This window comes from Tenacibaculum sp. AWR4_210 (genome assembly GCF_056160945.1).
The window spans coordinates 1-24349 of record NZ_JBSWYF010000011.1; the positions used below are offsets into that span (position 1 = coordinate 1).

The following is a 24349-nucleotide window of genomic DNA, read 5'->3' on the forward strand; positions in this document are numbered from 1 at the left end:
CTTTGTCACAAGACAATAACAAACAAGATCCTGCTGGTGCCTTTTCTCCAGCTCCTCCTTTTAAGTTTGCCAATTGTGAGTCTTGTAATTTCGTTACGGCCTCTTTGTTTAATTTCAATCCTTTGGTGATGTTGATTTTGTTCATCGTTTCTAGTTTTTTGGTTATTTTATTGTGTGATTTTTTTGGGATGCGTGATTAACGCTCAATTGATTGCTCTGATGCTTTGTCACAAGACAATAACAAACAAGATTTTGCTGGTGCCTTTTCTCCAGCTCCTCCTTTTAAGTTTGCCAATTGTGAATCTTGTAATTTCGTTACAGCTTCTTTGTTTAATTTCAATCCTTTGGTGATGTTGATTTTGTTCATCGTTTCTAGTTTTTTGGTTATTTAATTATTGAATGCTTGATAGTTACTCCTATTTATCGTCCTCCTTCTTACACGAAATAAAGAAGCAAGAGTAGTTGGGTGTTTGATCACCTACACCACCTTTAAGCTTGCTCAACTGGCTTTCTTGTAATTTGGTAATGCGTTCCTTGGTTAATGTAAGGCGTTGCCTGGTGTGAATTTTATTCATAATCTATCGGTGTTTTCTGGTAAAAAAAGTATACCCCCTATACCTCTGAATTCTCCTTACCATGAATTCAGTTAAGCTCCTTGTGAAACAGCTCTCCGAAATTTTATCAATTGGCTCCCCGAGTCCTTTCTTCTCAGTTGCAAAATTTCATTTCGACAGGTTCCACCCGAAAATCCATTCTTTATCGGTTAATTGTATTATCTTCTTCTTGCTGTCCGTCACAGGAGAAAAACAAACATGATGAAGCAGGTGCTGCTCCTTGTTTTCCTCCTCGAATATGCTCCATTTGAGAGTCTTGTAATTTGGTGATGACAGCCTTATTTAATTTTAATCCCTTTTCTAATCTTATTTTTTTCATGATCTTATATGTTTTTAGTTCAGTATTCGTAGTTCGTTTTAGTTTCTTGCTTGCTCTTCATCACACGATAAAAGGAGACACGACGATGCTGGTGCGGCCTTTTGTCGCCCTCCTCGAATGTCCTCCATTTGAGAATCTTGTAATTTGGTGATGACTGCTTTGTTCAATTTTAATCCGTTGGTCAGTTTGATTTTTTTCATGGTGTTCTATTTTTCAGGGTTGTTCTATAATTGTATTGTAATTCAGTACTATGTTACTCACCGGGTAGCTACCTGGCGCGGTTCTGGATATCTTTGTTTCCTGCTCGATTTCTCTTCGTTCGAATTTTATTATTTCCAAAGGTGTAGCGTACACTGAAACTCACCGATCGAGCATCGAAATAATTGTCATAACGGGTACGTACGTTGTTGTAAATGGTAGTTGCCCTCGTTCGATACGTTTTTAAGACATCGTTGAAATTCACAGCCAAATTCAAGTTTCCTTCCATCAGTTTCATTCGAAACGAAAGATCTAAGGGGCCATAACCTTCTATCTCGGCTACGTTTTGTCGGGATGGAAAAATGTAGTAATAGTTAATTCCAAGAGACATTTTATTCTTCGGAGCCAGTTTGATAAAGTTTTGACTTTGTACAAACGCATTCGCTCCTTCTTGTTGTCCGATCGTTTGTGGGATTGATGATTTTATTTTTGAATACCCCACATCAACAGTATTGTACGACGTTAACCAACTCCAAGAATCAAACACATAGGTATCTCTAAATCCAAACGATTGGATGTTGAGGTGGTTGTAGTAAGTGTAATTCACTACTTTGGTTGTCGGATTCACTTCACTCAACTGCTCGTAATCATTTTCGATATCCTTGAAGTAAAACTTTAATTCGTTCTTTTTACTGTTGAAGTTAAATTCGTAGTTGGTGATAAATGCCGGTTGTAAAAAAGGGTTTCCTTGTACCGTTTTAAACGGATTTACCACAATTTTAAACGGATCCAGACTTTCGAATTGAGGCCTGTCTATACGTCTGCTTACATTGAGCCCTATCGAATTGTGCTCACTTAACTTATAGTTTAAGTAGACCGTAGGAAACAACTTGGTGTAGTCGTTGGTGTTGGTCTGATTTCCTGACTTCGAATAGGCTTTGGTCTCAGTACTCTCCATTCGTAGTCCTACTTTTGCACTCAGTTTATCTGTGATGTTTTTAGATGCTGACACGTACAAGGCGTAGATATTTTCATCGTATTGAAACATGTTTGACTGATTCGGATCTAAAACAGGGCTCCCCGAAAAACTATTGTAAAATTTGAAATCATTATTCGTTTTTGACAAGGCTAGTTTTCCACCGGTCTTTAAGGTGATGGCCTCAAGTGGTAAGGTCAGGTCAACTCGTCCGGACCAATTTTCAAAATTGTACTCCACGCCGGTCTGATTTGCAAAGGTCGGTTGCAGTACCCCTGCCGTTTGTCGTTCACCGCTATTGCCGCCGTCTTGAGTAGACCCCGATCTAAAATAATCGACATCTATAGAAAGTTTTTTACCTAAGGTATCCAAGGCGATGGTATTGTTTAAATTCACCGCATGTGTGGTCGCATCCTTAGCGCTATTTCCTCTGGAAATCAATGCGTACTTTAACTGATTATTTAAATCAAATACCTCATCGATATTGCTATTGATCTTTTCAATATCCGTATTGCTTCCGGTATATCCGATACCGAGTTCCCAGGCATCTGTGAGTTCTTGTGATAAAGAGATTCGGTAATTCCAATACTTGTTGGAATAATCTAAAGGACCTTTTCCTTCCCAACGTTCATCGCTGAAGTAATTGGTATTCTGAAATGTATTTCTCTTTTTGTACACCCCATTAGAAGCACTAATGCTCAAATAGGTTTTGTTTTGCTTATAATTAAACGCTAAACTACGAGCATGTGAAAACAAGGTTCTCTGAGTACTCGAGACTCTCGCTACTGCACTCCAAAAGTCATTTCGTTGTTTTTTGAGAACGATGTTGACAATTCCTCCGTTACCTTCTGCCTCGTACTCTGAAGGCGGGATGGTAATTACCTCGATACGTTCGATATTTTCACTGTTGATAGCCGACAAATACCCTCTCAGTTCATCGCCTTGTAACGGCAACATTTTTCCATTGACCATTAAGCGAACAAAACTCTTCCCTAGCATACTCAACTTGTCGTCTCTAATCACGAGGTTCGGTGTTACTCGTAAAACCTCTACGGCCGATCCTAAATCCTGAGCAACGCTCTCCTTTACGTTGAATACCAATCGATCACTGCGCCTTACCAAAGTCTTTTTCTTCTGAGTAATCACAACTTCACTCAAAACGCTGGAATCTTCTTTTAGCTCAACGGTTCCTAAATCAGGAGCTTTGACGGGTACTTTTTGCGTTTGAAATCCCATAAAACTCACCTCTATATACGCGGGTTTTTGCGCTAAGCTCAATCGAAACTCTCCGACCTCATCGGTCACAGCTCCTCCTATGAAATCTGCCGTCTCTGTAAACGCGACAACATTGGCAAAAGGCACCGCTATTTTTTCCGAATCAACAACCTTTCCAGTATAGGTGTTTTGTGCTGTCAGCACGGTAGAAATTAGCGTTAATAAGATGGTGAATATTAGGTTTTTCATGGTTTACTTTTTAATGACAATTCAAAGGTACAGCGGGTTCGTAGCTAAGCTGTTACACTAAAGTGTAGTTGGCGTTTTGTGGAGTAGAAACTACACTTTGGGGTAGTGTGTAAGCTTCGTTTTGGTTCGTTGATGTAGCGGTAGCCACTAAGTGCTTATTGCGCTCGTAAAAAGAAATCAATCCCTCATGGCTCATACATACAGGAATGGTCTCTGAACCTAAATAATCTACGCTTTCTCCTACTACTGTTGCTTTGATTCCCAAAGCGCGTAATACGCGTAAAAGTTTACTATCAATTTCTGCAAAAGCTACAGCGTTCTCTCGGGCGCAAATTGGGGCGATTGCGCAAACCATTAGTTTTTTAAATAATTGTACATCGCTGGCTTCTTTTTTGATCGCAAAACGCCCGATGTGGTAAATGTGCTTCATCGGTGACATCCCGGCAATCTCAATTGGATTAATTCCGAAGATTTTTTGAATAGGCAATACTGATTGGTAATTCCAACGCAAAACGCGAATCGATCCTTCTATTTCTCCTTGAGCTGATTTAGCAACAAAAGTTTGAGAAGCATCAAAAAACTGTAACTCTTCATTGTAAATCTCCTCGACATCAGATCTGAAATTATCAGGTAAATTTCCTGCCGCATGGTGCTTAAAATTCTCTTTTACGATAAATTCTGAAAGTGCTAAGATTTCTGACTTAGATAATTGTTGTAAAGCGTTGTTATTGAATCCCATAATAGTTTGATTTATACTTCAAAACTATCTCCAAGCTGAGCCTCTCTCATTACACGAAAGTGTAGTTAAGTTACACAGTATCAAAAAACTACACAAAAGTGTAGTTTTTTGATTACCTAATAATTAACTTTTTATTAGATTTGTTAAAATTTTAGACAAAAGCAATAAATTTTCACATGGATAAGAATATAAATGACTTCTTTTCTAACAAGAACACCGTAAATGATATTTCTGATTCAGAACGCCTACAAACTTCTGATTATTTAGCCCCTATCAAAGCATTCGCACGGACCACTTATAAGAGCATTTATATCATCGATTATCAGAAAAAAGGTTTTGAGTACGTTTCGGACAACCCTCTTTTCCTCTGCGGACATACAGCCGAAGAGGTCAAAGAAATGGGCTATGCCTTTTATTTTAAATACGTCACGGAGTCGGACCTAGACCTGCTGCTAAAAATCAATACGATCGGCTTTGATTTTTATGAAAAGCTACCTGTTGAAGAGCGCTTGTCTTATACCATTTCGTACGATTTTAACCTCAAAAATCAAGAGAACAAAAAGATCCTAATCAATCAGAAGCTAACACCGCTTTTCTTGAGCAATGACGGTAAGGTTTGGAAAGCTATTTGTATCATTTCAATGTCGACAGAACACAACTCTGGGAACATCAAAATCTACAAGCAAGGTGATAATACCATGCACAAATACGATTTAGAGGGTGATTTTTGGAAGAAAGTGGATAAGATAACCCTAACCACAAGAGAGAAGGAAATACTGCAGTATTCGGCAAGAGGATTCAAAATTAACGAAATTGCTGAAACCATCTTTGTGTCGCCAGATACCGTGAAGTTTCACAGAAAGAAACTCTTCGATAAATTGGAAGTTGCCAATATTACCGAAGCTATTTCTTTTGCGACCAATAACAAGTTGATCTAATGGAGGTCTTCCTCTAGTTTGGTGAGGTAAAATTCTGGAAACTGTTTTACGTTGTTGCCCGTAGCGATATCAATCGCTATATGAGTACTTATTTTCGCGACCAATTGTGAAGCTCTGAGCATTTGCGCTTTGGATATATCCGTACCTGCTCGATATTCACGTGCTGCCTCTTCTATCCAATCTTGAGGTTTTCCCCAAAACTTCATATAACTCGTCACGTATTCAACTACCTTGGAAGCGTTGAGTAACTCTCCTTCCTTTACAATGGTTTCGAGTGATAAACTTTCTGGACTCACCACCACAACTAACGATCCCCACCCTAAATTATAAGGGTGAATCACAGGTATCCCTGCATCGTTGCAAGCCCTATCAAATTGCATAGGGACGTTTGATGCATCATCAAATGCGTTTACCGCCAAGCTTTGACCCGCCAGTACTTCTGAAAAAAGGGATGCTTCCATTGTACCGCGATGCCAGGTAAGCATGGCTTCTGGATTTACTTCTTGTAGTTGGGCTATGTGTTCTTTAACTTGTTCTGGACTGAGTAGTTCTTCTCGAAAATGGTCATTTTCAGGCTCATCAGCCGTTTCTATACCATCGACGATAGTGATGTTTTCAAATCCGTTCTGCAATGCCTGTTTGGCAATTGTCATCCCTAAATTACTCCCTCCGATTAAAAGCCGAGTCCGCTTTATAACCGCAAGGTTATCAGGGGTCATTGATAGGTTGTTTCTGCTATATTTAGGTTCCATAGTAATGGTTTTACTGCAAAAATAACCCGCTGCCAATCAAAACGAACTACACAAAAGGGTAGTTTCTTAATTTTAACACAAAACACTCACTAACAATACATTACCTCAAGCAAACACATAAAAAGGTAAGATTACCCTAACATTTTGGACATATTTCTGGCAAACGTTACCTACAAATTAACCGAGTCCCCTTCTTTTGATAACCTTTACTTAATCCGTTTTCTATTGCGGAGCTATTGCTTTGTAAGTATGGCTAAAATTTACTTCTATTACATTTTTTTTCTGTGTTACGCTGCTGTTCAAACTCTTTCTGCTGCTCCTCGAGAAGAAAACTTCCAACAACCTTCACAAGCAGTTCAACTGTATGAAAAAGCAAAGAACTTTGCTTCGCATAATTTATATGCTCAAGCACTGGAATATTACAATCAAAGCTTGCAGGCCCAACCGGACCACGAGCTATTCACTGCCCTGCAACTCGCCATCAGCGAGCTCTATCTGACCGTAAAAAACATCGCTTTAGCAAAAGAACACGGTCAACTAGCACTGCGCTCAGCCGTCAAATATGAATACCGACCGTTAATAGCCAATGCACATGCTCAACTAGGACAAATCAATGAAAAAGAAGGCAATTACCTAGAAGCCATTGAACACCAACAAAAGAGTTTGCGTTTATTCTGGGAACTAAAGGATACACTAGGACTCGCACAAACCAAGCGCAACCTCGGTAGTATTTATGAAGATTTAAACCAGGTACAAAAATCGTTTCAGTACTTTGAAGAAGCCTATGCCCTCGTTAAAAACTGTCGTTCTACAGCAGCCTGCGACATCCTCAATAATCTCGGTGATACCTACCGAAAAAACAACCAGTTACCACAGGCCTTACATTATACTCAGAAGGCCTTGCAACTAGCCCTCGAGCTCAACGATTCCCATTTGCTTGAAAGTGCCTATAAAGATTTAGCCAAAACCTATGCAGCCTTAGAAAATTACAAAGAGGCCTACCGACATCGGTTACAAGCGGCTCACTACAAAAACCGAAGTCTACAGCAACAAAATACGCGACAAATTAACTTTTTACAAGCCCGGTATAGCCTCGCTCAAAAAAAAGCAGAAATTTCCTTACTCAAAGAAAAAACCAAGGTGAATTCAGGACGACAAAAACTACTTTTATTGGCATTAATCGCAGTGATATCCTATGGGATAATCGCGGGATATCTCGTTAAAAAACGACGAAAATCAGATCGTAAATTACAGCAATATAAAGAGCGAACACTCCAAGCAGAACTCGAACAAAAACAAATACAGGAAACCCTCCTACAACAAACTCTCGAAACTAAAACCGCTTCCCTCTCTACCTACAGCTTGCAACTCTCACAAAAAAACAACCTGCTCCAAGCAATAGCCGAGCGCTTAAAAAAATTGAGCCAACGCAAGAATACGGACCTCTCTTCGGTACTCAAAAAACTCGTTTCAGAAATTGAATTCAATATCAAACAGGATACAGAATGGGAAGATTTCAGTAATTTTTTTAACGAAATTCACCCGAGTTTCAATCAGCAACTAAACGCAATCGCATCCGACAAGCTTTCACCGGCAGAACTCAAACTAGGCATGCTCCTACGCCTCAATTTATCGTCAAAAGAGATTGCTGCCATTCTCAGAGTAACCCCTGACAGCGTCCGAGTAGCTCGCTACCGATTGCGCAAAAAACTGCCCATCGATCCCAAGGAAGAACTGGTTTCTTTTATGCTCAATATCTAAGCATTACCGCGGGGTTACAGCAATGTAAATTTTACCTTAATGTTGCCTTCTTGTTGCCTTTATATGCACACTTTGTTGCCTTCAAAAAAACAGTTAACCTCCTTGTTAATACTAGTTTTGGAACGAAAACAAAATCAACATCAATGACACATTCAAATTTCTTACAACTACTCTTTGTAACGATTATTTCTTTGTTTTTACAGCAAAAAGTCTCCGCCCAAAAAGGAGGACTCAAAGGAATAATCATCGACGAAAGCGGGCTTTATTTACCCGGTGCCAATGTTACTATTAAAAGTATCAACAAAGGAGCTTTTACAGATTTTAACGGTCAGTTTACCTTAGTAAATATCCCCGCAGGTCAGTACGACTTAAGCGTGAGTTTTATCGGTTTTCAGCCCTATACTAAATCGGTTACCATTAGTGCTCATCGAACCCAATTTCTAAAAATCACCTTACTTCCTGACAGCAATGTTTTGGACGAAGTTACCATTGCCACTGCCATTGGGGGTGAAGCGAAAGCACTCAACAAACAACAAGCAAATACCAACATCACCAATGTCATTGCCACGGAGCAAATTGGGAAGTTCCCAGATGCGAATATTGGAGATGCTGTAAAACGCGTTCCCGGAATTACCATGCAAGTAGATCAAGGAGAAGCGCGAAACATTATCATCCGTGGACTAGCACCTCAATTGAATTCAGTGACTTTGAACGGGAGCCGTATCCCCTCAGCCGAAGGAGACAACAGAAATGTTCAAATGGATCTTATTCCTTCTGATATGATTCAATCCATTCAAGTCAACAAGGCTATCACTCCTGATATGGATGGTGATGCTCTCGGTGGGTCGGTAAATTTAGTTACCCGAACAGCACCTCAAAACTTTCGTTTGGCAGCAATGGCTGGATCGGGAATCAGCTTTATTACCAACAAACGAATTCTCAACGGTTCCTTGTTACTCGGGAATCGAACAAAAGACAAAAAGTTTGGATGGATGTTAGCCGGTTCGTGGAACGATACCGATTTCGGATCTGACAATATAGAAGCTGAATGGAGCAATCAATTCGAATTCAACAACGGTAGTACAACAGAAAAAAGAGCTGTTAATCCCTATACCAAAGAATTTGAACAACGCAATTACCTAGTTCAACGCATACGACGAAGTTTCTCTGTAAACCTGGATTACCAAATTGACCCCAACCACAACCTGTATTTAAAAACCATGTACAATTGGCGTGATGATCGCGAAAATAGGTTTCGCTCGAAATACAGTATGTTAGACGGCGAAGACATTGCTATCGGTGACTTCACACTTACCAACAATACTCCTACGCAGTTTCCAGTAAAGGTTAAACGTGAAACTAAAGGAGGAATAAGCAACTCGCGCAATAAAAATAGACGATTGGAGGACCAACGCATGCAAAACTATAGCTTGGGAGGAGATCACTTGTTGGGCGCTCTCAAAATAAACTGGCTCGGATCCTTTTCCAAAGCTTCCGAAGAACGACTCAACGAACGCTATGCCGTATTTAAAAATGAATACCGCGTACACAATGACATTCGAAATTCGAGATTTCCGCTGTATACTCCAGTATCTGCCAGTGACGCAAATACACTGGCTAACTTTGAATACGATGAGATTACGGAAGAAAACAAATACACCGACGAAACCAATTACAATATTGCAACGCATTTTACCCTACCTTCTCCCTTATTTAACAGTCCAAACGGGTTTATCAAATTCGGATTTAGAACGCGTTTAAAGCAAAAGCAACGCACGAATGATTTTTACGAATACGATTTGGAAAGCACCTTTCCAACCATGGCGGCCGTCTCAACAGAAAATTTGAGTTCCGACACCTTCCTTGCAGGTACGCAATATCAGGCAGGTTATTTTGTCAAACCTTCTTGGTTGGGAGCACTTGCCTTAACTGAGCGTACTCCGAGAACTTTAAAATACGACGAATTTTTAGGCGATAATTATCAGGCCCGTGAAAATGTATATGCAGGCTACCTTATGACCGAGCAGCAACTCACCCCTCAACTTACCCTACTAGCAGGTGTGAGAATTGAGCAAACAAGAATTACTGCAACAGGAAATCTAGTTAACTATGATAATGACGGTGATTACGTGAATCATCAAACCATTACTCACAGTCATCAATACACCAACTACTTACCCGGAATCCACCTAAAATACACCCTAAAACCCAATAGCATACTCCGATTTGCCTTCACCAATACACTGGCACGTCCGAACTATGTCGATTTGGTACCTTATAGAAATATATTACGAGAAGATGGGGAAATACAACTCGGAAATCCAAATTTAAAGCCCGCCGAATCCATGAATTTTGACTTTATGGCTGAACATTACTTTTCAAACATCGGAATCCTATCGGCAGGAGCATTTTTCAAAAACATCAGCAACTTTAGTTATACGTATATTTCCAAAGCAAGTGATAACGCGTTGGGAAGCAATACCAAAGGCTACGATGTTAAACGCCCACAAAATGGTGAAGATGCCTACGTATTAGGTGCTGAAGTCTCTTTTCAAAGAAAACTCAGCTTCCTCCCTGGCTTTGCTAAGAATTTTGCCGTAATGACCAACTATACTTTCCTAAAATCGAAAGCAAAAGGGATCAATAATGAAGATGGTGATGAACGTCAAGAAATGACTTTACCAAACACCGCTCCTCATATGTTTAACGGTTCTTTGAGCTACGATGACGGGAGTTTTACCGCCAGAATATCTGCAAACTACTCCGCTGCCTACATCGATGAAATTGGCAAAAGTAACTTCTACGATCGCTATTACGACCAACAGTTTTTTATCGATATCAATGCTGGATATTCTATCAACAAAAACATCCGCGTATACGCAGATCTTACCAATATTACCAATCAACCCCTTCGATATTACCAACAAACAGCGAACAGAACCATGCAAGCTGAATACTACGGAAGTAGGTTCAATATCGGTATCAAATACGACCTATTCCGATAGGTCCATACAATAATATTTAAAGAAAAATCATCATGAAGAACTATATATACAGTTGTTTAATCCTCCTATTAACCCTGGGCTCTAGTTGTAAAACTGGCTCAAAACTTCCTAAAATTACCCCCGCCGTCATTACTGAAAAAACGGGATATGACAGTGATGATCCAGCGATATGGTACAACGAAAAAGCTCCCGAGAAAAGCATCGTATTCGGAACGGACAAATCGAGTGATGGTGCTGTTTACGCCTTTGACCTCTCTGGTAAAATTTTGCCGGAGAAAACACTCAAAAACATCCGTCGTCCCAACAATGTTGACATTGCCTATAAGGTTAAAATTAACGACAGTACTTATTCGGCAGTACTCGCATTTACCGAACGCGAAAAACGCCAAATACGCCTGTATAGTATTCCCGAAATGAAACCTTTAGACAACGGAGGATTTCCCGTATTTAGTGACGAAACTACGGTCGATTTTGACCTCCCAATGGGGATAGCACTTTACCGTCCTTCGAATTCTGAAAAACTCTACGCCATTGTCAGCAGAAAACAAGGCCCGAAAAGCAACTATCTTCACCAATACGAACTAACTGCTAATCAAGGAGTTTTTCAATCAAAACTCGTCAGAAAATTTGGTGCTTTCAGCGGTAAAAAAGAAATTGAAGCCATCGTCGTTGATAATGAACTGGGACATGTGTATTACTCTGATGAACAACACGGGATTCGAAAATACTACGCAGACCCCAAAAAAGGTTCAGAAGAACTCGCTTGTTTCGGAGGTGAGTACTTTGAAGAGGACATCGAAGGTATTGCCTTGATAAAAACTACCGATACCCAAGGCTACCTCATTGTTTCGAATCAGCAAAAAGGAGAATTCAACCTCTTTAACCGTGAGAATAACGCATTTGTTAAAGCTGTAAACCTCGGAACGACTGCCACAGATGGCTGTGATGGATACCACCGCAGTATGGGCCCCTTGTTCCCCAATGGAATTTTCGTCGCTATGAACGATGATAAAAATTTCTATTTCTACGACTTGGCAACCATCATCCCCTAAATCCTTGCGATAATCAATATTAACCAGTATCAACAAAGAGCAGTCGTTCAGCGATTGCTCTTTTTCGTTTACCTACTTTTACTTAACTTCGTCGTTATGGAGTTACTTTTTATGGGCTTGGCTGCAGGTGCCGTGCTTTCGTATTTTATATTTTCAAAATTTGCAACGCGTTCAAAACGACAACGCGCCAACCAGCAATCGATTATTTTGCTCGAAAAAATTAAACGAGTCTCAAAATTGATTAGTGTCGAAGGGGAATTTGCAGAAATTTACCACCATGAAAATACAAAAGAGAAACTTTTAGGACTGATTAGCAGCAAAAAAAAAGCTATTGTTATCATCAATGCCAAAGTACATATAGGCTTTGATTTTACTAAAATCCAAATGGAATCGGACCTCGAAGAAAAATGTATTCGACTCCTGGCTTTTCCCGAACCAGAAATTATCTCGGTTGAGCCTACCTTGCGTTACTACGACATACAAAATGGCTTGCTCAATAAGTTTAACTCTGACGACCTAACCGCGGTGAATGCCGCTGCCAAGGAACACATTATTAACAAAGTGCCAGACAGCAATCTAATTCCTATGGCGAATACCGAAGCGCTACAAGCACTACAAGTATTAAACAACCTTGCCGAAACTATTGGATGGCGATTAGACATCAGTGCTCTCGAACTTCCCAATCACACACAAAAAAAACTCACAACATCATGAATGTCGAACAATTACGAAACTACTGTATTCAAAAAAAAGGAGTCACCGAACATTTTCCGTTCGATGAAGTAACCTTGGTGTTTAAGGTGATGGGAAAGATGTTTGCCCTTACTGGATTAGACAAATGGGAAGCTGGAATTCCCAGCGTCAACCTAAAATGTGATCCTGAATGGTCATTGGAACTTCGCGGAACCTACGATGGTATTAACCCGGGATTTCACATGAATAAAAAGCATTGGAATACCGTAACCATAAACGAAGACGTAGACGATGCCATGCTCAGAGAATTAATCGACCATTCCTACGAAACCGTTGTAAAAGGACTACCTAAAAAAACGCAAGCCTCGTTAAACGAACTATAAATGGACAAAAAAGCACTGCGCCAAGTGTATAAGCAAAAACGAAAACAACTTAGCGCTGATCAAATAATAGCAATAGAAACTTCTATACTGGAACAATTACAAGCCATCAATTTTGATTCGGCTTTGTACTTTCACGTGTTTCTACCGATAAAAAAACAGCTGGAAATAAACACCTACCCTATTATTGACTACTTAAAGCGCCTTGATAAAAAAATCATTATCAGTCGGAGTAATTTTGACGATTTTAGTTTAGAACATTTCATTTATGATAACAATACCCAAATAGCGTTAAACGCTTATGGAATTCCGGAACCCGTTACAGGAACCCCAATAGCTGTCAATAAAATCGATGTCGTGTTGGTACCCTTACTCATCTCCGATCGAGAAAATTACCGAGTGGGATATGGCAAAGGGTTTTACGACCGCTTTTTAGCCGACTGCCGTCAAGACATCCAAACGATAGGAATCAACTATTTTGCTCCTATCGATAAAATTACCGATCGAGACGCATACGACATAGCTCTAGATAGGGTAATTTATCCCAAATAAAAAAGCCTGTAGAACAACTACAGGCTTTTTTATTTATTTATTTTTCAGGCTCTTAACCATTCATTGAAATCAAAAATTCTTCATTATTGAGCGAAGTCTTTATGCGTTGCTGAATAAATTCCATCGCTTCAATAGGATTCATATCTGCTAGGTATTTACGCAACACCCACATGCGTTGTACGGTTTTCTCGTCTAAGAGTAAATCGTCGCGACGCGTACTTGACTTGATCAAATCGATAGCAGGATAAATTCTTCTATTTGCAATATTACGCTCTAACTGAAGTTCCATGTTACCCGTACCTTTAAATTCTTCAAAGATTACCTCGTCCATTTTAGATCCAGTTTCAGTTAATGCTGTAGCAATAATTGTCAATGACCCTCCATTTTCGATATTTCTGGCCGCTCCAAAGAAACGCTTTGGCTTGTGCAATGCATTGGCGTCGATACCTCCTGATAATATTTTACCTGATGCCGGAGCTACTGTATTGTAAGCTCTTGCCAAACGCGTGATAGAATCTAATAAGATGACCACATCATGTCCACACTCTACCAATCGCTTCGCTTTTTCCAAAACGATGTTGGCAACACGAACGTGCTTGTCTGCAGGCTCATCAAAAGTAGAAGCAACTACTTCACCACGTACACTTCGTTGCATATCCGTAACTTCTTCCGGACGTTCATCGATGAGTAATACAATTTGATATACTTCAGGGTGATTTGCAGCAATGGCATTGGCCACATCTTTCAACAACATGGTTTTACCCGTTTTAGGTTGTGCTACAATCATCCCACGCTGTCCTTTTCCGATCGGTGAAAACAAATCAATAATTCTCGTCGACAACGAACTTCCTTTTTGTGCTAAATTGAAACGTTCATTCGCAAACAAAGGAGTAAGGTGCTCAAAAGACACGCGATCACGTACAATGTTCGGATTCAATCCGTTGATTTTCGAAACGCGGATCAGCGGAAAATACTTTTCTCCTTCTTTAGGAGGACGCACATTTCCACGAACCGTATCACCGGTTTTTAAGCCGAATAACTTGATCTGTGATTGAGAAACGTAAATATCATCAGGTGAAGACAAATAATTATAATCAGAAGAACGCAAAAATCCATAACCATCAGGCATCATTTCTAACACCCCTTCACTTTCGATAATTCCGTCGAATTCAAAATCAGGATCGCGGTATTTGTTACCACTTTTGTGGTGTTGCTTCCCTTTATTTTGGTTGTTATGATGTTGTTTTCCTTTGTTTTGGTTTTGGTTATTGCGTTGACGATTGTTGTTCTGGTTCGTATTTTGATTTGACTGACCTTGCTTTTTATCGTCGTTCCCACTGCGCTTAGTTTCATCTTCACGCTTCTCCTCTTTCTGATTTTGAACCGTTTTTGAGCGCGCTGGGGCTTTGGGTTTATCTTGAGCTGCCACCTCCTTTTTTGCAGGAGCTGGTTTGGTACTTTTCTTTTCCGTAGCTTGTTCAACCTTAGACTCTTTAGGAGCTTCTGCCTTTTTAGAAATACGTTTTCTCTTAGGCTTTTCTTTGACCTCCTTTACTTCTGCTGGCTTCTCTTCTTTATTTGAAGATTCTGCCTGCGCGTCTAAAATTTTATACACTAAATCTAACTTCTTTAACTGACTAATTCTAGTCAAACCAATGCCTTTCGCAATGGCCTGTAAATCCGTAAGTTTTTTAGCTTTTAATTCCGAAATTTCGAACATTCGTAAAAAATATTAGGTTAAATAATTCTGTTGTGACTGAAGAATTAAATATTTATTATTTGTTTCCTGATTGCTTAGCTATATATGAGGTATATAACTGTAAAGTGCGGTTACTTATATCGCAAATATATACAAATAATTTAACTTCTAATATTTCTTTTTAAAAAAAGAAGTGTTATTTTTGCTACCCAAATTCAGAAAATGATACAGAGAATACAAAGCATATATTTGTTGATAGCTAGCTTACTAGCGGGTGTTTTAGCACCAAACGTAAGTTTGTGGACACAAGAATCAGCTGACGCTTCCGTGTTTATTACGGACTTGTTAAGCAGTGACCAGATTGCTTTAAAAGGAATTCCTGTACTGTTTTTTGCCTCGGCCCTAGTAGCTTTAACAGCTATCTTTTTGTTTAAAAATAGACAGTTGCAATTTGTGCTTGGTCGAGTAGTAATCTTGATTAATCTTTTTTTAGTAGGATTATTGATTTATTTGTCACTAACATTATCTGGAGAAACTGCGGTTTCTGAGAAAGGTATTGGGATGCTCGTTCCTATTTTTGTTATCTTGTTAGTAGTTCTAGCAAACAAAGCCATTAGAAAGGACGAAGATCTTGTAAAATCTGTTGACAGATTGCGATAAGCCTAACATCTTAGTATATTTAGTGCGACAAAGCCGAGTATGAACTCGGCTTTTTTTTTGCCTTTTCCCCTTCTTCATCCCTTTGAATTTAAAAACAAGCACTTATAAAATTGTCTCGTTTTTATAGCTAAATATTCTTAAAATTATTTTAGTTTTATATTCGGAAAAAAGAAACCACCCCCACAAAAAATATATTTAAAAAACTGACATTCAGTGTTTTGGTAAGTTTTATTAACAAAAAAACTAGGGTTAACCCTGATACCGTAAGTAGAAACCCTTAAAAACCGTTTAGGGATTCTGAGTATTGTACAAAACACAGTTGTCACATAAATTTGTAAACGTAAACAACAAATGAGTTACAAGATTAAAGTTCATATAGCCGACGATCACAAAATTCTAATTGAAGGAGTGATGGCTCTTATAAATATCGAAGATGACATTGAAGTTGAAGGCTTCTCTTTAACAGGAAAAGAAGTTGTAAACTGGTCAAGCACCAATACTGCCGATGTATTAGTATTAGACATCAACATGCCAGAAATGGATGGAATTGACGTTTTAAAAGTTTTCAAACAACGAGACGTACAAATAAAAACCATCATTCTTTCTAGTTTGAGTGATCCTAAGCTAGTTCAGGAAATGATCGCTTTAGGCGCAAATGGGTTCTTGGAAAAGAGCTGTGCCAGCGAACATATCGTGGAAGCCATCAGAGCAGTGCACAAAGGGTTGCAATACTTTAATGAAGACATTAAAAGTAAATTGTTCAACTTGTATGTGGCGAGTACCAAAAACGAAAACAACAAGGAAGAATCTCACAAAGATTTGACAGAAAGAGAAATTGAAGTCCTCAAATTAATAGCTCAAGAAAAAAGTTCATCTGAAATCGCAGATATGCTTCGCATCAGTGTAAAAACCGTTGAATCGTATCGAAGAAACCTATATAAAAAATTGAAAGTAAAAAATGTAGTAGGTTTAGCGATGTACGCAGTTAGGAATAAGATAGTATAATCCTTTCATTCTATTTTTCTTTGCCCCCAAAGAAAATACTCCCCCCATCCTATAATTCCTGATGAAATACATCGCTAAGAACTACAGCTAAGATATATACATGGCGATGTGCGCTGTTATTAAAACATAACATAGTTTAGAAAACCCCTTCATTTTGTTTTCTTTATCCCCTAACTTTTGAGAACGTCCCCCGTATCTCCATCTGTCTATACTAAGTGCATCGCCTTTGTAATTTTATTAACGAAATTCCTTAAATTAAAAAAAAATCAAAAACCATGAAAAAATTTACCGTTCTTTTCTCAGCATTAAGTATTGCCTTTTTAAGCTCTTGCTCTAACAACGACACCGACCCACAATTATCTCACGATTTAAGACAGCCAACGAGCTATTTAAAGTCGTATACCTTAAAGAAGAATACCAGTGGAAGCTATTATATTGATTTTGATCTAGAAGAAAACAGTAAAGTAGATAGCTACAAAAATACAGACTTGTCAAACGACTTAGTGATTAGCGAAGGTAGCAATACCGCAGCTCGCTCAAACAGTACAGCTCTTGAGTTAAACGACGATGTTTTAAAGGTAAATATCTTGGAAACAAACAATGGTAAAAAGACGAGAATCATCGTTGAAGACGACGAAGTGACTAAAGCTCGTGGTATTACTGAATTCTTAAACAACTACAGCATCAGTAAGAACGAAGATGACTCGTACAATTTAAAGTTTCAAGTAAATACGAATGTTCAAACGGAATTCATTTTTAATGAAGATACCAACACTCATGAAATTCACTTATCTTTGGGAACAGCAACCGTTCAGAATTTCTCTAGAGATTTAAAAATGACTAACGGACGCTTAGAAATTGGATTTATCAATCACAAAGAGGACGGAGCTTCGAATGCAGCCAACCGCGCCAACAGAAGTCTTGAAAAACCAAACAAGCCAAAAATTGTAATTTTCTATGACGGAAGTAGTTCTGTAGAATAAAAGTAAAAAAACATATGAGATACATTGTTATACTGACGATTCTTTTCTTTGCAAGTATATCATTATCTTACGCTAATAACCATTCACCCAAGTTTGATCAATCACGAACAAACTTGGGTGAATTAGTAGTAAGTAAAAAAGATTCGCTCACCTACGTACAGTACCAGAAAATTGTTGTCAAACACGAAAAAGGGAATTACAGAGATGCCTTAAAAGAAGCCTTGGTACTACTTGAACAGTGTAACAAAACGAATAATACAACGCTCAAATCAGCTGTTGCTGAACTCATTGCTGATATCTATCGCGAAATTGGGGAAATCGCCATATCAACCGAATACTACAAAAGAAGCTTACAGGATTTACACGCCTTTAACCATGATCAAACAGCCTTATCAAACGATACTATCGCTAATATTAAGGCTCGTATGTTTTTAAAAATCGGAGGGAATTTTCAACGTACCTTCACCCGTCAGAAATTCCGATTAAACAAGTTTTACAGTCGTGAAGACAAAGATTTTGACGCGATAAATGCACTTAAAGAAATCACTGCTCAAAATAGAGATAGTGCCATTTACTACTACGATCAGCTCGAACAAATTCAAACCTTAAACACGAATATACAACACCAAAGAGCTAAAGGATATATCAACATCGCCGGAATCTATCAAATGGATTCTACCTTTACCAAAGCTGAACATTACATTTTAAAATCAATTGAGATCAACAAAACAAATAATGATTCAATAGTGCTCGCAGGTGCCTATTGTAATTTGGGCAATGTTTTTCTAATGCAAAACAAGTTTGAGTTAGCAAAGAAAAACTATTTTGAAGGTATCAATTACGTCCACGATATCAAGAGTCCAAAAGCCATACGAATCAGCGCTAAACTATATTACAACCTGGCTTGGGCGATGCGCAATTTAAATGAAGTAAAAGCCTACGACAACCTTGAAACTTCGTACGAATTTGAAGAAGATTTACGAAAAAGAGACTTAAAGAAGATCATTAAACAGATTGAAACGGATCACAATGCAACGCTCAAGAAGCTCGAAAACGAAAAGGAAATCAATATCGCTAAACTGAAAAAGAAAAACACGACGTATTTATTTGCTGCACTCACTGCATTGATTTTAATTGCCTCGGCAGTTGTCATCTATAATATTCGATTGAGACAACGCAACTTACAACTAAAACTCAAACAAAATAAGTTATTAGAAAAACAGAATATTGATCGTCTAAAATCAGAATCGCAAATAAAAATACTAAACGCAACCATTGACGGAAAGGAAACAGAACGGAAACAAATTGCCGAAACACTGCACGACAGTGTCAGCGCCCTACTCTCTTCAGCGAACATGCACCTCAGTGCCACCAAAAAGCAGTTCGACGGAGAACCTCCGGTTGAATTGGAAAAAACACGTGAAATTATCTTAGAAGCTTCACAAAAAGTACGCGACCTATCGCACAACCTCGTGTCGTCTATCTTATTAAAATTTGGACTGGAGTACGCCCTGAAAGACATCACTAAAAAATATTCTAACACCGAACTTAGTTTTCATTCTGAGTTCAATAATATCAACAGGTACAATCAGGAATTTGAAATCAAGATCTACAATGTTATTCACGAGCTAATCAACAATATTATCAAACACAGTTTAGCCAGCAATGCCTATATTGTTTTGGAAGAACAAAACGAGTTTTTATCCATTTTAATCGAAGATGATGGCGTTGGATTTAATTACCGCAAAAGCACGACGAAATCAGGACTTGGACTCAATCAAATTGAAGCGAGGATACAAATGATGAACGGAAATTTCTTAATTGAAACCGCTACTAACAAAGGTACCAAAATAACGATTTCGGTCCCCGCTCCTAAAAAAACTGCCGTTAGCCTCGTGTAGCGAGCTCTATAACCTCCAAATCGCCAATTTCTCCTTGGTCGAGCACAAAGCGCAACATCGTACGCACTTTGTGAAAACCGTGATTTCCGGCAGCTCCTGGGTTCAGATGTAATAATTGATGCGTCGCGTCAAATTGCACCTTTAAAATATGCGAATGCCCGCAAATAAAGAGCTTTGGGCGTTCTTTTTTAATGAACGCTTGCACTTTGGGTTTATAACGGCCTGGGTAGCCTCCAATATGCGTAATGTATACCTTTACCCCCTCTACGACAAATAAATTGTTTAGAGGGAATTCCAAACGAGCATCCTTATCATCAATATTTCCGTACACCGCTCGCAGTGGCTTTAGTGCTTTAATAGCGTCTGTAACCGATAAATCACCAATATCTCCTGCATGCCATACCTCATCTGCTTGACGTACAAACTTGAGTATTTGCTCGTCGAGATAACTGTGTGTATCCGATAACAACAAAATTTTCTTCATTTCATTTTCCTATTGGTCAGGCAATATCAAAAAAATAAACTCGCAATCAAAATTACGAGTTTATCTTCTGAAGGATAGACATGCGGGGGGACTATTCAATACCTACCTATAAGATACTAAAAAACAAACCAATACTCCTTATACTATGTTAAGCAACTACTACGACAGCCAAAATTCTCATAGCCTAAACTCCACAAAATTTTATACGATAATAACCAGTAAAATTCCATAATTTAGCTGTCTAAAATTTTTACTTTTTTGAGATATTTTTTAGAGTTAGCATACCACGGAAAACACTATCATGGATGGCAAGTACAACCCGATGCCATTAGTGTTCAAGAAAAAATCAGCACCGCGATGAGCACCATCATGAGAGAACCCATCACTATAGTTGGTGCAGGACGCACGGACGCAGGTGTTCACGCTTCACAGATGTTCGCTCATTTTGATACGGAAAAATTACTCGATGAGAATTTCACATATAAATTGAACGCTATACTACCCAATGATATCGTCATTTATAGAACCCTCCCTGTAGCGGACGATGCACATGCGCGTTTTGATGCCACTAGCAGGAGTTATGAGTATAAAATACAGTTAGGCAGAAACCCTTTTTCACTGGATACTACGTGGCAATTACACCATACGAATATTGATATCGCCGCGATGAATGAAGCTGCTAAGGTTTTGTATGACTACAGAGATTTTGAATGTTTTTCAAAAGTAAAAACGGATGTAAACACTTTTTTTTGCGAAATTAGTCATGCCGAATGGCGATTGGATGGTCAAGAACTCACTTTTTATATCAGTGCCGATCGATTTTTGAGAAACATGGTACGCGCCATCGTGGGCACCTTACTCGAAGTGGGACTGGGCAAAAAAACGCGTTCCGATTTTATCGCCGTGATTGAAAGTAAAAACAGAGGAAAAGCAGGTGTTTCAGTGCCTGCAAAAGGATTATTTTTAACGAACGTAGCATACCCATATATATCGTGAGTAAAACAACAGGAAAAGCATTTGATCTAAAAATATTTGCAAGGCTCATGAGCTTTGCAAAAAATTACAAGTTAAAATTTAGTATTGCCGTTATCGCTACGGTTTTACTTGCTGTAGCGGCCGCGGCAGATCCGTATATACTAATGTATACTATCAACGAATTTACGGCCTCAAAAGACATCAATCAACTGCTGGACAATACCCTGCTGTTAATTGCCGTACTCTTGTTGCAAGTACTACTTCAATTTGCCTTTATCTATTACGCAAATTGGGTAGGTCAGCATATTATACGAGATATTAGAGCCAAGACCTTTCGAAAAATCATGGGCTTTAAAATGGCATATTTCGATACGACTTCCGTGGGTAAATTAGTAACCCGCGTGGTTTCGGATATAGAAACCATTGCCAACTTTTTCACTCAAGGTGTATTTATGATCGTAAGTGACATTTTAAAAATGCTCGTCGTTGCGGTCTTGATGGTAGTCATCAACTGGAAATTGGCCCTGATCAGCTTGGCAGTACTCCCTATATTGATCTACGCTACCAAGTTGTTTCAAATTGCGATTAAAGCTACCTTTCAAGACGTGCGTAATCAGGTAGCAAACCTCAACGGTTTTGTACAGGAACGCGTTACGGGAATGAAAATCGTCCAACTGTTTAACAGAGAGAAAATCGAATATGACAATTTCGTCGCTATCAACGATAAACACAAAAAAGCCCACGTCAAAACCGTTTGGTATTATTCCATCTTTTTTCCAATTGCTGAAATTTTATCTTCTATTGCTATCGGACTCATTGTTTGGTATGGAGGGCTGCAAGTAGTGACGGATAATGCCGTAACCGTTGGAGCAATTATCGGATTTATAAAAATGGCGCAAATGCTATTCCGTCCCCTACGTCAGATAGCGGATAAGTTTAACCAATTACAAATGGGAATCGTGTCGGGAGAACGTGTTTTTGCCGTACTCGATACCGAAAGCAGTATTGCTCAAAAAGGCAATCAGCCCGCCACAGCCCTTGAGGGCAGCATTAAATTCGATCAAGTTCGTTTTAGCTACATTCCTGGAGAAGAAGTTTTGAAAGGCATTAGTTTCAATGTTGAAAAAGGACAGACCATCGCCATCGTCGGGGCTACTGGAGCAGGAAAATCTACCATTATCAATCTTATAAATCGCTTTTATGAAATTGACAGTGGTACCATTACCGTCGATGGAATCAACGTCGAAAATTTTGACATCAGCTCACTACGCCATCAAATTGCTGTAGTACTACAGGACGTCTTTTTGTTTTCGGATAGCATACTCAATAATATCACCTTAAAAAATGAGGCTATTTCCTTAGAAGAAGTTCAAGAGGCCGCTAAAAAAATCGGTATTCACGACTTTATCATGAGTCTCCCTGACAATTACCACTACAACGTCAAAGAACGAGGAAGTATGCTTTCGTCAGGACAGCGTCAGCTAATTGCATTTTTAAGAGCCTATGTCAGTAATCCTAGTATTTTAATTCTGGATGAAGCAACCTCATCGGTTGACTCCTACGCAGAACAAATGATTCAATATGCTACGGACCAACTCACAGAAGGAAGGACCTCTATTGTTATTGCCCACCGACTGGCAACCATCAAGAAGGCCGACCGTATTATCGTTATGGATAAAGGAACCATTGTGGAACAAGGAAACCACCAAGAACTCCTACAAATCGCTAATGGTTACTACAAAAACCTCTATGAGGTACAATTTCAAGAGGCGCAGTCCTAAGCGGCTAGCTTTCTGAATTGCAGAGAATTTACACCAATTAAAACTGTGTTGTATTTGGAAAATTCATTCGTTTTGTTACATTTGTTACTCAATCTATTAAAACTAAAAATCATAATACGATGAAAAAAGTAATCTTATCTGCCTTAGTAGTTGGTGCTTTAGTAGCAACTTCATGTAAAAACACGAAAGAGGAAACTACCAAAGCCGCAGAAGCAGCCGTAGAAGCGACAGAAAAAGCAACTGAAAAGGCAGCAGAAGCAGCTACCGAAGCAGCGACAAAAGTTGTAGAAGCAACAGAAGAAGCAGCGACAAAAACTACCGAAGCTGTTGCATCGGCTTTAGAAGGTGTAAGCATCCCTCATTTTGACAACGAAAAAGTTGAGGAATACCTTAAAGAGTACGCTGCTCATGCAAAAGAATACATCGCTGCGAAAGGAGATGTAGTAAAAAATTCAGCATTAGCCGTTAAAGGAACTGAATTAGCTAAAAAAGGAGAAGAGTTAGTTAAAACCTTAGACGAAGAAGGAGTTAAAAAATTCAAAAGCGTAATGAGCGCTATCCAATCTAAAATGGCTCCTGCCACTAAATAATATTTTTCTAAAAAAAAAGCTCTTCTTTATTGAAGAGCTTTTTTTTATGTCATAACATCTGCGTGCAATTTCTTTCGCAGTACGTCTACGGAATCGTAGAGTTCAAACCCACCATCCTTTATATAAGATATCTCACCTGTTTCTTCTGAAACCAATAAGCACAAGGCATCCGTACGTTCTGAAACTCCAATAGCAGCGCGATGTCGCAGCCCAAAACGCGCCGGAATCTGCGGATTGTCAGAAATTGGCAATACCACTCGTGTAGCAATGATACTATTGTCGCGAATCAGTGTAGCTCCGTCGTGAAGCGGACTATTTTTATAAAAGATACTCTCCAAAATAGCTTCATTTACCACGGCATTCATCGCATCACCTGTACCCGCTAAAAAATCGAGGTTATTGGTACGTTCTACAACGATAAGTGCACCCGTTTTGGTTTTAGCCAAATTAATACAGGCGTCTAAAATGGTATCGGTATCCACCTCGGCATTCATTTCTGACTGCAAAAATTTTAGTTGATTTAAAAAATTTCGTTTCGACGAGAAGTTGGTAGTTCCAATCATCAATAAAAACTTTCGTATTTCCTGCTGAAAAACGATAATTAAAGCGATGACTCCTCCCGACAACAAATACCCTAAAATTCCACTCAGCATTTCCATATTCAGAGCCTGCGTAATTTTCCATATCACGAAGATTACCGCTATTCCTACAACAATATTAATGGCTACTGTACCTCGCAACAACTTATAGATATAATACAACAAGACTGCCACCAATATGATATCTAAGATATCCAATACGGAAAAATCAATAAAATTCAAATTCATA

The 24349-nt window shown here is 38.9% G+C and carries 25 protein-coding genes; 14 read left to right on the forward strand and 11 right to left on the reverse strand.

The annotated features are described in order from the left end of the window. From ACXAG7_RS17115 to ACXAG7_RS17145, 7 genes are all read right to left on the reverse strand, one after another. Positions 1–145, reverse strand: a 145-nt coding sequence (locus ACXAG7_RS17115) for a class I lanthipeptide (protein ID WP_476667654.1), incomplete at its 3' end; no start/stop codon positions are given. 51 nt (positions 146–196) lie between these two features. Beyond that, positions 197–367: a class I lanthipeptide gene (locus ACXAG7_RS17120; protein WP_476667586.1), complete on the reverse strand. Its 171-nt coding sequence runs from the start codon at positions 365–367 to the stop codon at positions 197–199. A 49-nt stretch (positions 368–416) separates the two neighbouring features. After that, positions 417–575, reverse strand: coding sequence for a class I lanthipeptide (locus ACXAG7_RS17125; protein ID WP_408045128.1), 159 nt, complete (start codon positions 573–575; stop codon positions 417–419). Between the two features lie 181 nt (positions 576–756). After that, entirely contained in the window at positions 757–933 is a 177-nt protein-coding gene (locus tag ACXAG7_RS17130) for a class I lanthipeptide (protein WP_408045129.1), read from the reverse strand. Between the two features lie 38 nt (positions 934–971). Further along, positions 972–1133, reverse strand: coding sequence for a class I lanthipeptide (locus ACXAG7_RS17135; RefSeq protein WP_408045130.1), 162 nt, complete (start codon positions 1131–1133; stop codon positions 972–974). 68 nt (positions 1134–1201) lie between these two features. Next, positions 1202–3571, reverse strand: a complete 2370-nt coding sequence (locus ACXAG7_RS17140; RefSeq protein ID WP_408045131.1) for a TonB-dependent receptor domain-containing protein — start codon at positions 3569–3571, stop codon at positions 1202–1204. Positions 3572–3623: 52 nt separating this feature from the next. Next, positions 3624–4310: a hypothetical protein gene (locus ACXAG7_RS17145; protein WP_476667587.1), complete on the reverse strand. Its 687-nt coding sequence runs from the start codon at positions 4308–4310 to the stop codon at positions 3624–3626. A 176-nt stretch (positions 4311–4486) separates the two neighbouring features. Between ACXAG7_RS17145 and ACXAG7_RS17150 the strand changes: the two genes are divergently transcribed. Then, positions 4487–5248 (forward strand): response regulator transcription factor, encoded by a 762-nt coding sequence (locus ACXAG7_RS17150; RefSeq protein ID WP_408045133.1) that lies wholly within the window; start codon positions 4487–4489, stop codon positions 5246–5248. Here ACXAG7_RS17150 and ACXAG7_RS17155 read toward each other — a convergent pair. Beyond that, the gene (locus ACXAG7_RS17155) at positions 5245–6000 is read right to left on the reverse strand and encodes a ThiF family adenylyltransferase (RefSeq protein WP_408045134.1); all 756 of its coding nucleotides are present in this window, start codon (positions 5998–6000) and stop codon (positions 5245–5247) included. The genes ACXAG7_RS17150 and ACXAG7_RS17155 overlap by 4 nt on opposite strands. A gap of 249 nt (positions 6001–6249) precedes the next feature. Between ACXAG7_RS17155 and ACXAG7_RS17160 the strand changes: the two genes are divergently transcribed. The 6 genes from ACXAG7_RS17160 (at position 6250) to ACXAG7_RS17185 (ending at position 13443) form a co-directional block, all read left to right on the forward strand. After that, the gene (locus ACXAG7_RS17160; protein ID WP_476667588.1) at positions 6250–7761 is read left to right on the forward strand and encodes a helix-turn-helix transcriptional regulator; all 1512 of its coding nucleotides are present in this window, start codon (positions 6250–6252) and stop codon (positions 7759–7761) included. Between the two features lie 143 nt (positions 7762–7904). After that, positions 7905–10766 (forward strand): TonB-dependent receptor, encoded by a 2862-nt coding sequence (locus ACXAG7_RS17165; protein ID WP_476667589.1) that lies wholly within the window; start codon positions 7905–7907, stop codon positions 10764–10766. A gap of 32 nt (positions 10767–10798) precedes the next feature. Then, entirely contained in the window at positions 10799–11818 is a 1020-nt protein-coding gene (locus ACXAG7_RS17170; RefSeq protein ID WP_476667590.1) for a phytase, read from the forward strand. 96 nt (positions 11819–11914) lie between these two features. Then, positions 11915–12532: a DUF4230 domain-containing protein gene (locus tag ACXAG7_RS17175; protein WP_408045138.1), complete on the forward strand. Its 618-nt coding sequence runs from the start codon at positions 11915–11917 to the stop codon at positions 12530–12532. Next, the gene (locus ACXAG7_RS17180; protein ID WP_476667591.1) at positions 12529–12894 is read left to right on the forward strand and encodes an MmcQ/YjbR family DNA-binding protein; all 366 of its coding nucleotides are present in this window, start codon (positions 12529–12531) and stop codon (positions 12892–12894) included. Before ACXAG7_RS17175 ends, ACXAG7_RS17180 begins: the two co-directional genes overlap by 4 nt. Continuing rightward, the gene (locus ACXAG7_RS17185; protein WP_476667592.1) at positions 12895–13443 is read left to right on the forward strand and encodes a 5-formyltetrahydrofolate cyclo-ligase; all 549 of its coding nucleotides are present in this window, start codon (positions 12895–12897) and stop codon (positions 13441–13443) included. It abuts the gene before it with no gap. A 52-nt stretch (positions 13444–13495) separates the two neighbouring features. Here the strand turns inward: ACXAG7_RS17185 and rho are convergent, their stop codons facing one another. Further along, a complete protein-coding gene (gene rho, locus ACXAG7_RS17190) occupies positions 13496–15163 on the reverse strand; it encodes a transcription termination factor Rho (RefSeq protein WP_408045141.1) in 1668 nt (555 codons plus the stop codon). Between the two features lie 201 nt (positions 15164–15364). On the opposite strand from rho, the gene ACXAG7_RS17195 reads away from it, so the two are divergent. The 4 genes from ACXAG7_RS17195 (at position 15365) to ACXAG7_RS17210 (ending at position 19691) form a co-directional block, all read left to right on the forward strand. Then, positions 15365–15802 carry a DUF4293 domain-containing protein gene (locus ACXAG7_RS17195; protein WP_476667593.1) on the forward strand — a complete coding sequence of 146 codons (438 nt, stop codon included), beginning with the start codon at positions 15365–15367 and terminating at the stop codon, positions 15800–15802. 351 nt (positions 15803–16153) lie between these two features. After that, entirely contained in the window at positions 16154–16807 is a 654-nt protein-coding gene (locus ACXAG7_RS17200; RefSeq protein WP_408045143.1) for a response regulator, read from the forward strand. A 275-nt stretch (positions 16808–17082) separates the two neighbouring features. Next, positions 17083–17790 (forward strand): hypothetical protein, encoded by a 708-nt coding sequence (locus ACXAG7_RS17205; protein ID WP_408045144.1) that lies wholly within the window; start codon positions 17083–17085, stop codon positions 17788–17790. Positions 17791–17903: 113 nt separating this feature from the next. Further along, complete coding sequence (locus ACXAG7_RS17210) at positions 17904–19691, forward strand: tetratricopeptide repeat-containing sensor histidine kinase (RefSeq protein ID WP_476667594.1); 1788 nt, start codon at positions 17904–17906, stop codon at positions 19689–19691. On the opposite strand, the gene ACXAG7_RS17215 is transcribed toward ACXAG7_RS17210, so the two are convergent. Continuing rightward, entirely contained in the window at positions 19678–20175 is a 498-nt protein-coding gene (locus ACXAG7_RS17215; protein WP_408045146.1) for a metallophosphoesterase family protein, read from the reverse strand. The two genes, ACXAG7_RS17210 and ACXAG7_RS17215, sit on opposite strands and share 14 nt — an antisense overlap. 258 nt (positions 20176–20433) lie before the next feature. Here ACXAG7_RS17215 and truA point away from each other — a divergent pair, with 258 nt between their 5' ends. The 3 genes from truA to ACXAG7_RS17230 all read left to right on the forward strand — a co-directional run bounded on the left by truA (position 20434) and on the right by ACXAG7_RS17230 (position 23521). Further along, a complete protein-coding gene (gene truA, locus ACXAG7_RS17220) occupies positions 20434–21171 on the forward strand; it encodes a tRNA pseudouridine(38-40) synthase TruA (RefSeq protein ID WP_408045147.1) in 738 nt (245 codons plus the stop codon). A gap of 47 nt (positions 21172–21218) precedes the next feature. Continuing rightward, the gene (locus ACXAG7_RS17225) at positions 21219–22931 is read left to right on the forward strand and encodes an ABC transporter ATP-binding protein (RefSeq protein WP_476667595.1); all 1713 of its coding nucleotides are present in this window, start codon (positions 21219–21221) and stop codon (positions 22929–22931) included. Between the two features lie 119 nt (positions 22932–23050). After that, on the forward strand, positions 23051–23521 hold the full coding sequence (locus ACXAG7_RS17230) for a hypothetical protein (protein WP_408045149.1): 471 nt from the start codon (positions 23051–23053) through the stop codon (positions 23519–23521). Positions 23522–23565: 44 nt separating this feature from the next. On the opposite strand, the gene cdaA is transcribed toward ACXAG7_RS17230, so the two are convergent. Continuing rightward, entirely contained in the window at positions 23566–24348 is a 783-nt protein-coding gene (cdaA, locus tag ACXAG7_RS17235) for a diadenylate cyclase CdaA (protein ID WP_408045150.1), read from the reverse strand. Position 24349 lies beyond the last annotated feature (1 nt).

Coding starts and splice junctions, on each gene's coding strand:
- ACXAG7_RS17120 (WP_476667586.1), bottom strand. CDS start 367: ATGAACAAAATCAACATCACCAAAGGATTGAAATTAAACAAAGAAGCT.
- ACXAG7_RS17125 (WP_408045128.1), bottom strand. CDS start 575: ATGAATAAAATTCACACCAGGCAACGCCTTACATTAACCAAGGAACGC.
- ACXAG7_RS17130 (WP_408045129.1), bottom strand. CDS start 933: ATGAAAAAAATAAGATTAGAAAAGGGATTAAAATTAAATAAGGCTGTC.
- ACXAG7_RS17135 (WP_408045130.1), bottom strand. CDS start 1,133: ATGAAAAAAATCAAACTGACCAACGGATTAAAATTGAACAAAGCAGTC.
- ACXAG7_RS17140 (WP_408045131.1), bottom strand. CDS start 3,571: ATGAAAAACCTAATATTCACCATCTTATTAACGCTAATTTCTACCGTG.
- ACXAG7_RS17145 (WP_476667587.1), bottom strand. CDS start 4,310: ATGGGATTCAATAACAACGCTTTACAACAATTATCTAAGTCAGAAATC.
- ACXAG7_RS17150 (WP_408045133.1), top strand. CDS start 4,487: ATGGATAAGAATATAAATGACTTCTTTTCTAACAAGAACACCGTAAAT.
- ACXAG7_RS17155 (WP_408045134.1), bottom strand. CDS start 6,000: ATGGAACCTAAATATAGCAGAAACAACCTATCAATGACCCCTGATAAC.
- ACXAG7_RS17160 (WP_476667588.1), top strand. CDS start 6,250: ATGGCTAAAATTTACTTCTATTACATTTTTTTTCTGTGTTACGCTGCT.
- ACXAG7_RS17165 (WP_476667589.1), top strand. CDS start 7,905: ATGACACATTCAAATTTCTTACAACTACTCTTTGTAACGATTATTTCT.
- ACXAG7_RS17170 (WP_476667590.1), top strand. CDS start 10,799: ATGAAGAACTATATATACAGTTGTTTAATCCTCCTATTAACCCTGGGC.
- ACXAG7_RS17175 (WP_408045138.1), top strand. CDS start 11,915: ATGGAGTTACTTTTTATGGGCTTGGCTGCAGGTGCCGTGCTTTCGTAT.
- ACXAG7_RS17180 (WP_476667591.1), top strand. CDS start 12,529: ATGAATGTCGAACAATTACGAAACTACTGTATTCAAAAAAAAGGAGTC.
- ACXAG7_RS17185 (WP_476667592.1), top strand. CDS start 12,895: ATGGACAAAAAAGCACTGCGCCAAGTGTATAAGCAAAAACGAAAACAA.
- rho (WP_408045141.1), bottom strand. CDS start 15,163: ATGTTCGAAATTTCGGAATTAAAAGCTAAAAAACTTACGGATTTACAG.
- ACXAG7_RS17195 (WP_476667593.1), top strand. CDS start 15,365: ATGATACAGAGAATACAAAGCATATATTTGTTGATAGCTAGCTTACTA.
- ACXAG7_RS17200 (WP_408045143.1), top strand. CDS start 16,154: ATGAGTTACAAGATTAAAGTTCATATAGCCGACGATCACAAAATTCTA.
- ACXAG7_RS17205 (WP_408045144.1), top strand. CDS start 17,083: ATGAAAAAATTTACCGTTCTTTTCTCAGCATTAAGTATTGCCTTTTTA.
- ACXAG7_RS17215 (WP_408045146.1), bottom strand. CDS start 20,175: ATGAAGAAAATTTTGTTGTTATCGGATACACACAGTTATCTCGACGAG.
- ACXAG7_RS17225 (WP_476667595.1), top strand. CDS start 21,219: ATGAGCTTTGCAAAAAATTACAAGTTAAAATTTAGTATTGCCGTTATC.
- ACXAG7_RS17230 (WP_408045149.1), top strand. CDS start 23,051: ATGAAAAAAGTAATCTTATCTGCCTTAGTAGTTGGTGCTTTAGTAGCA.
- cdaA (WP_408045150.1), bottom strand. CDS start 24,348: ATGAATTTGAATTTTATTGATTTTTCCGTATTGGATATCTTAGATATC.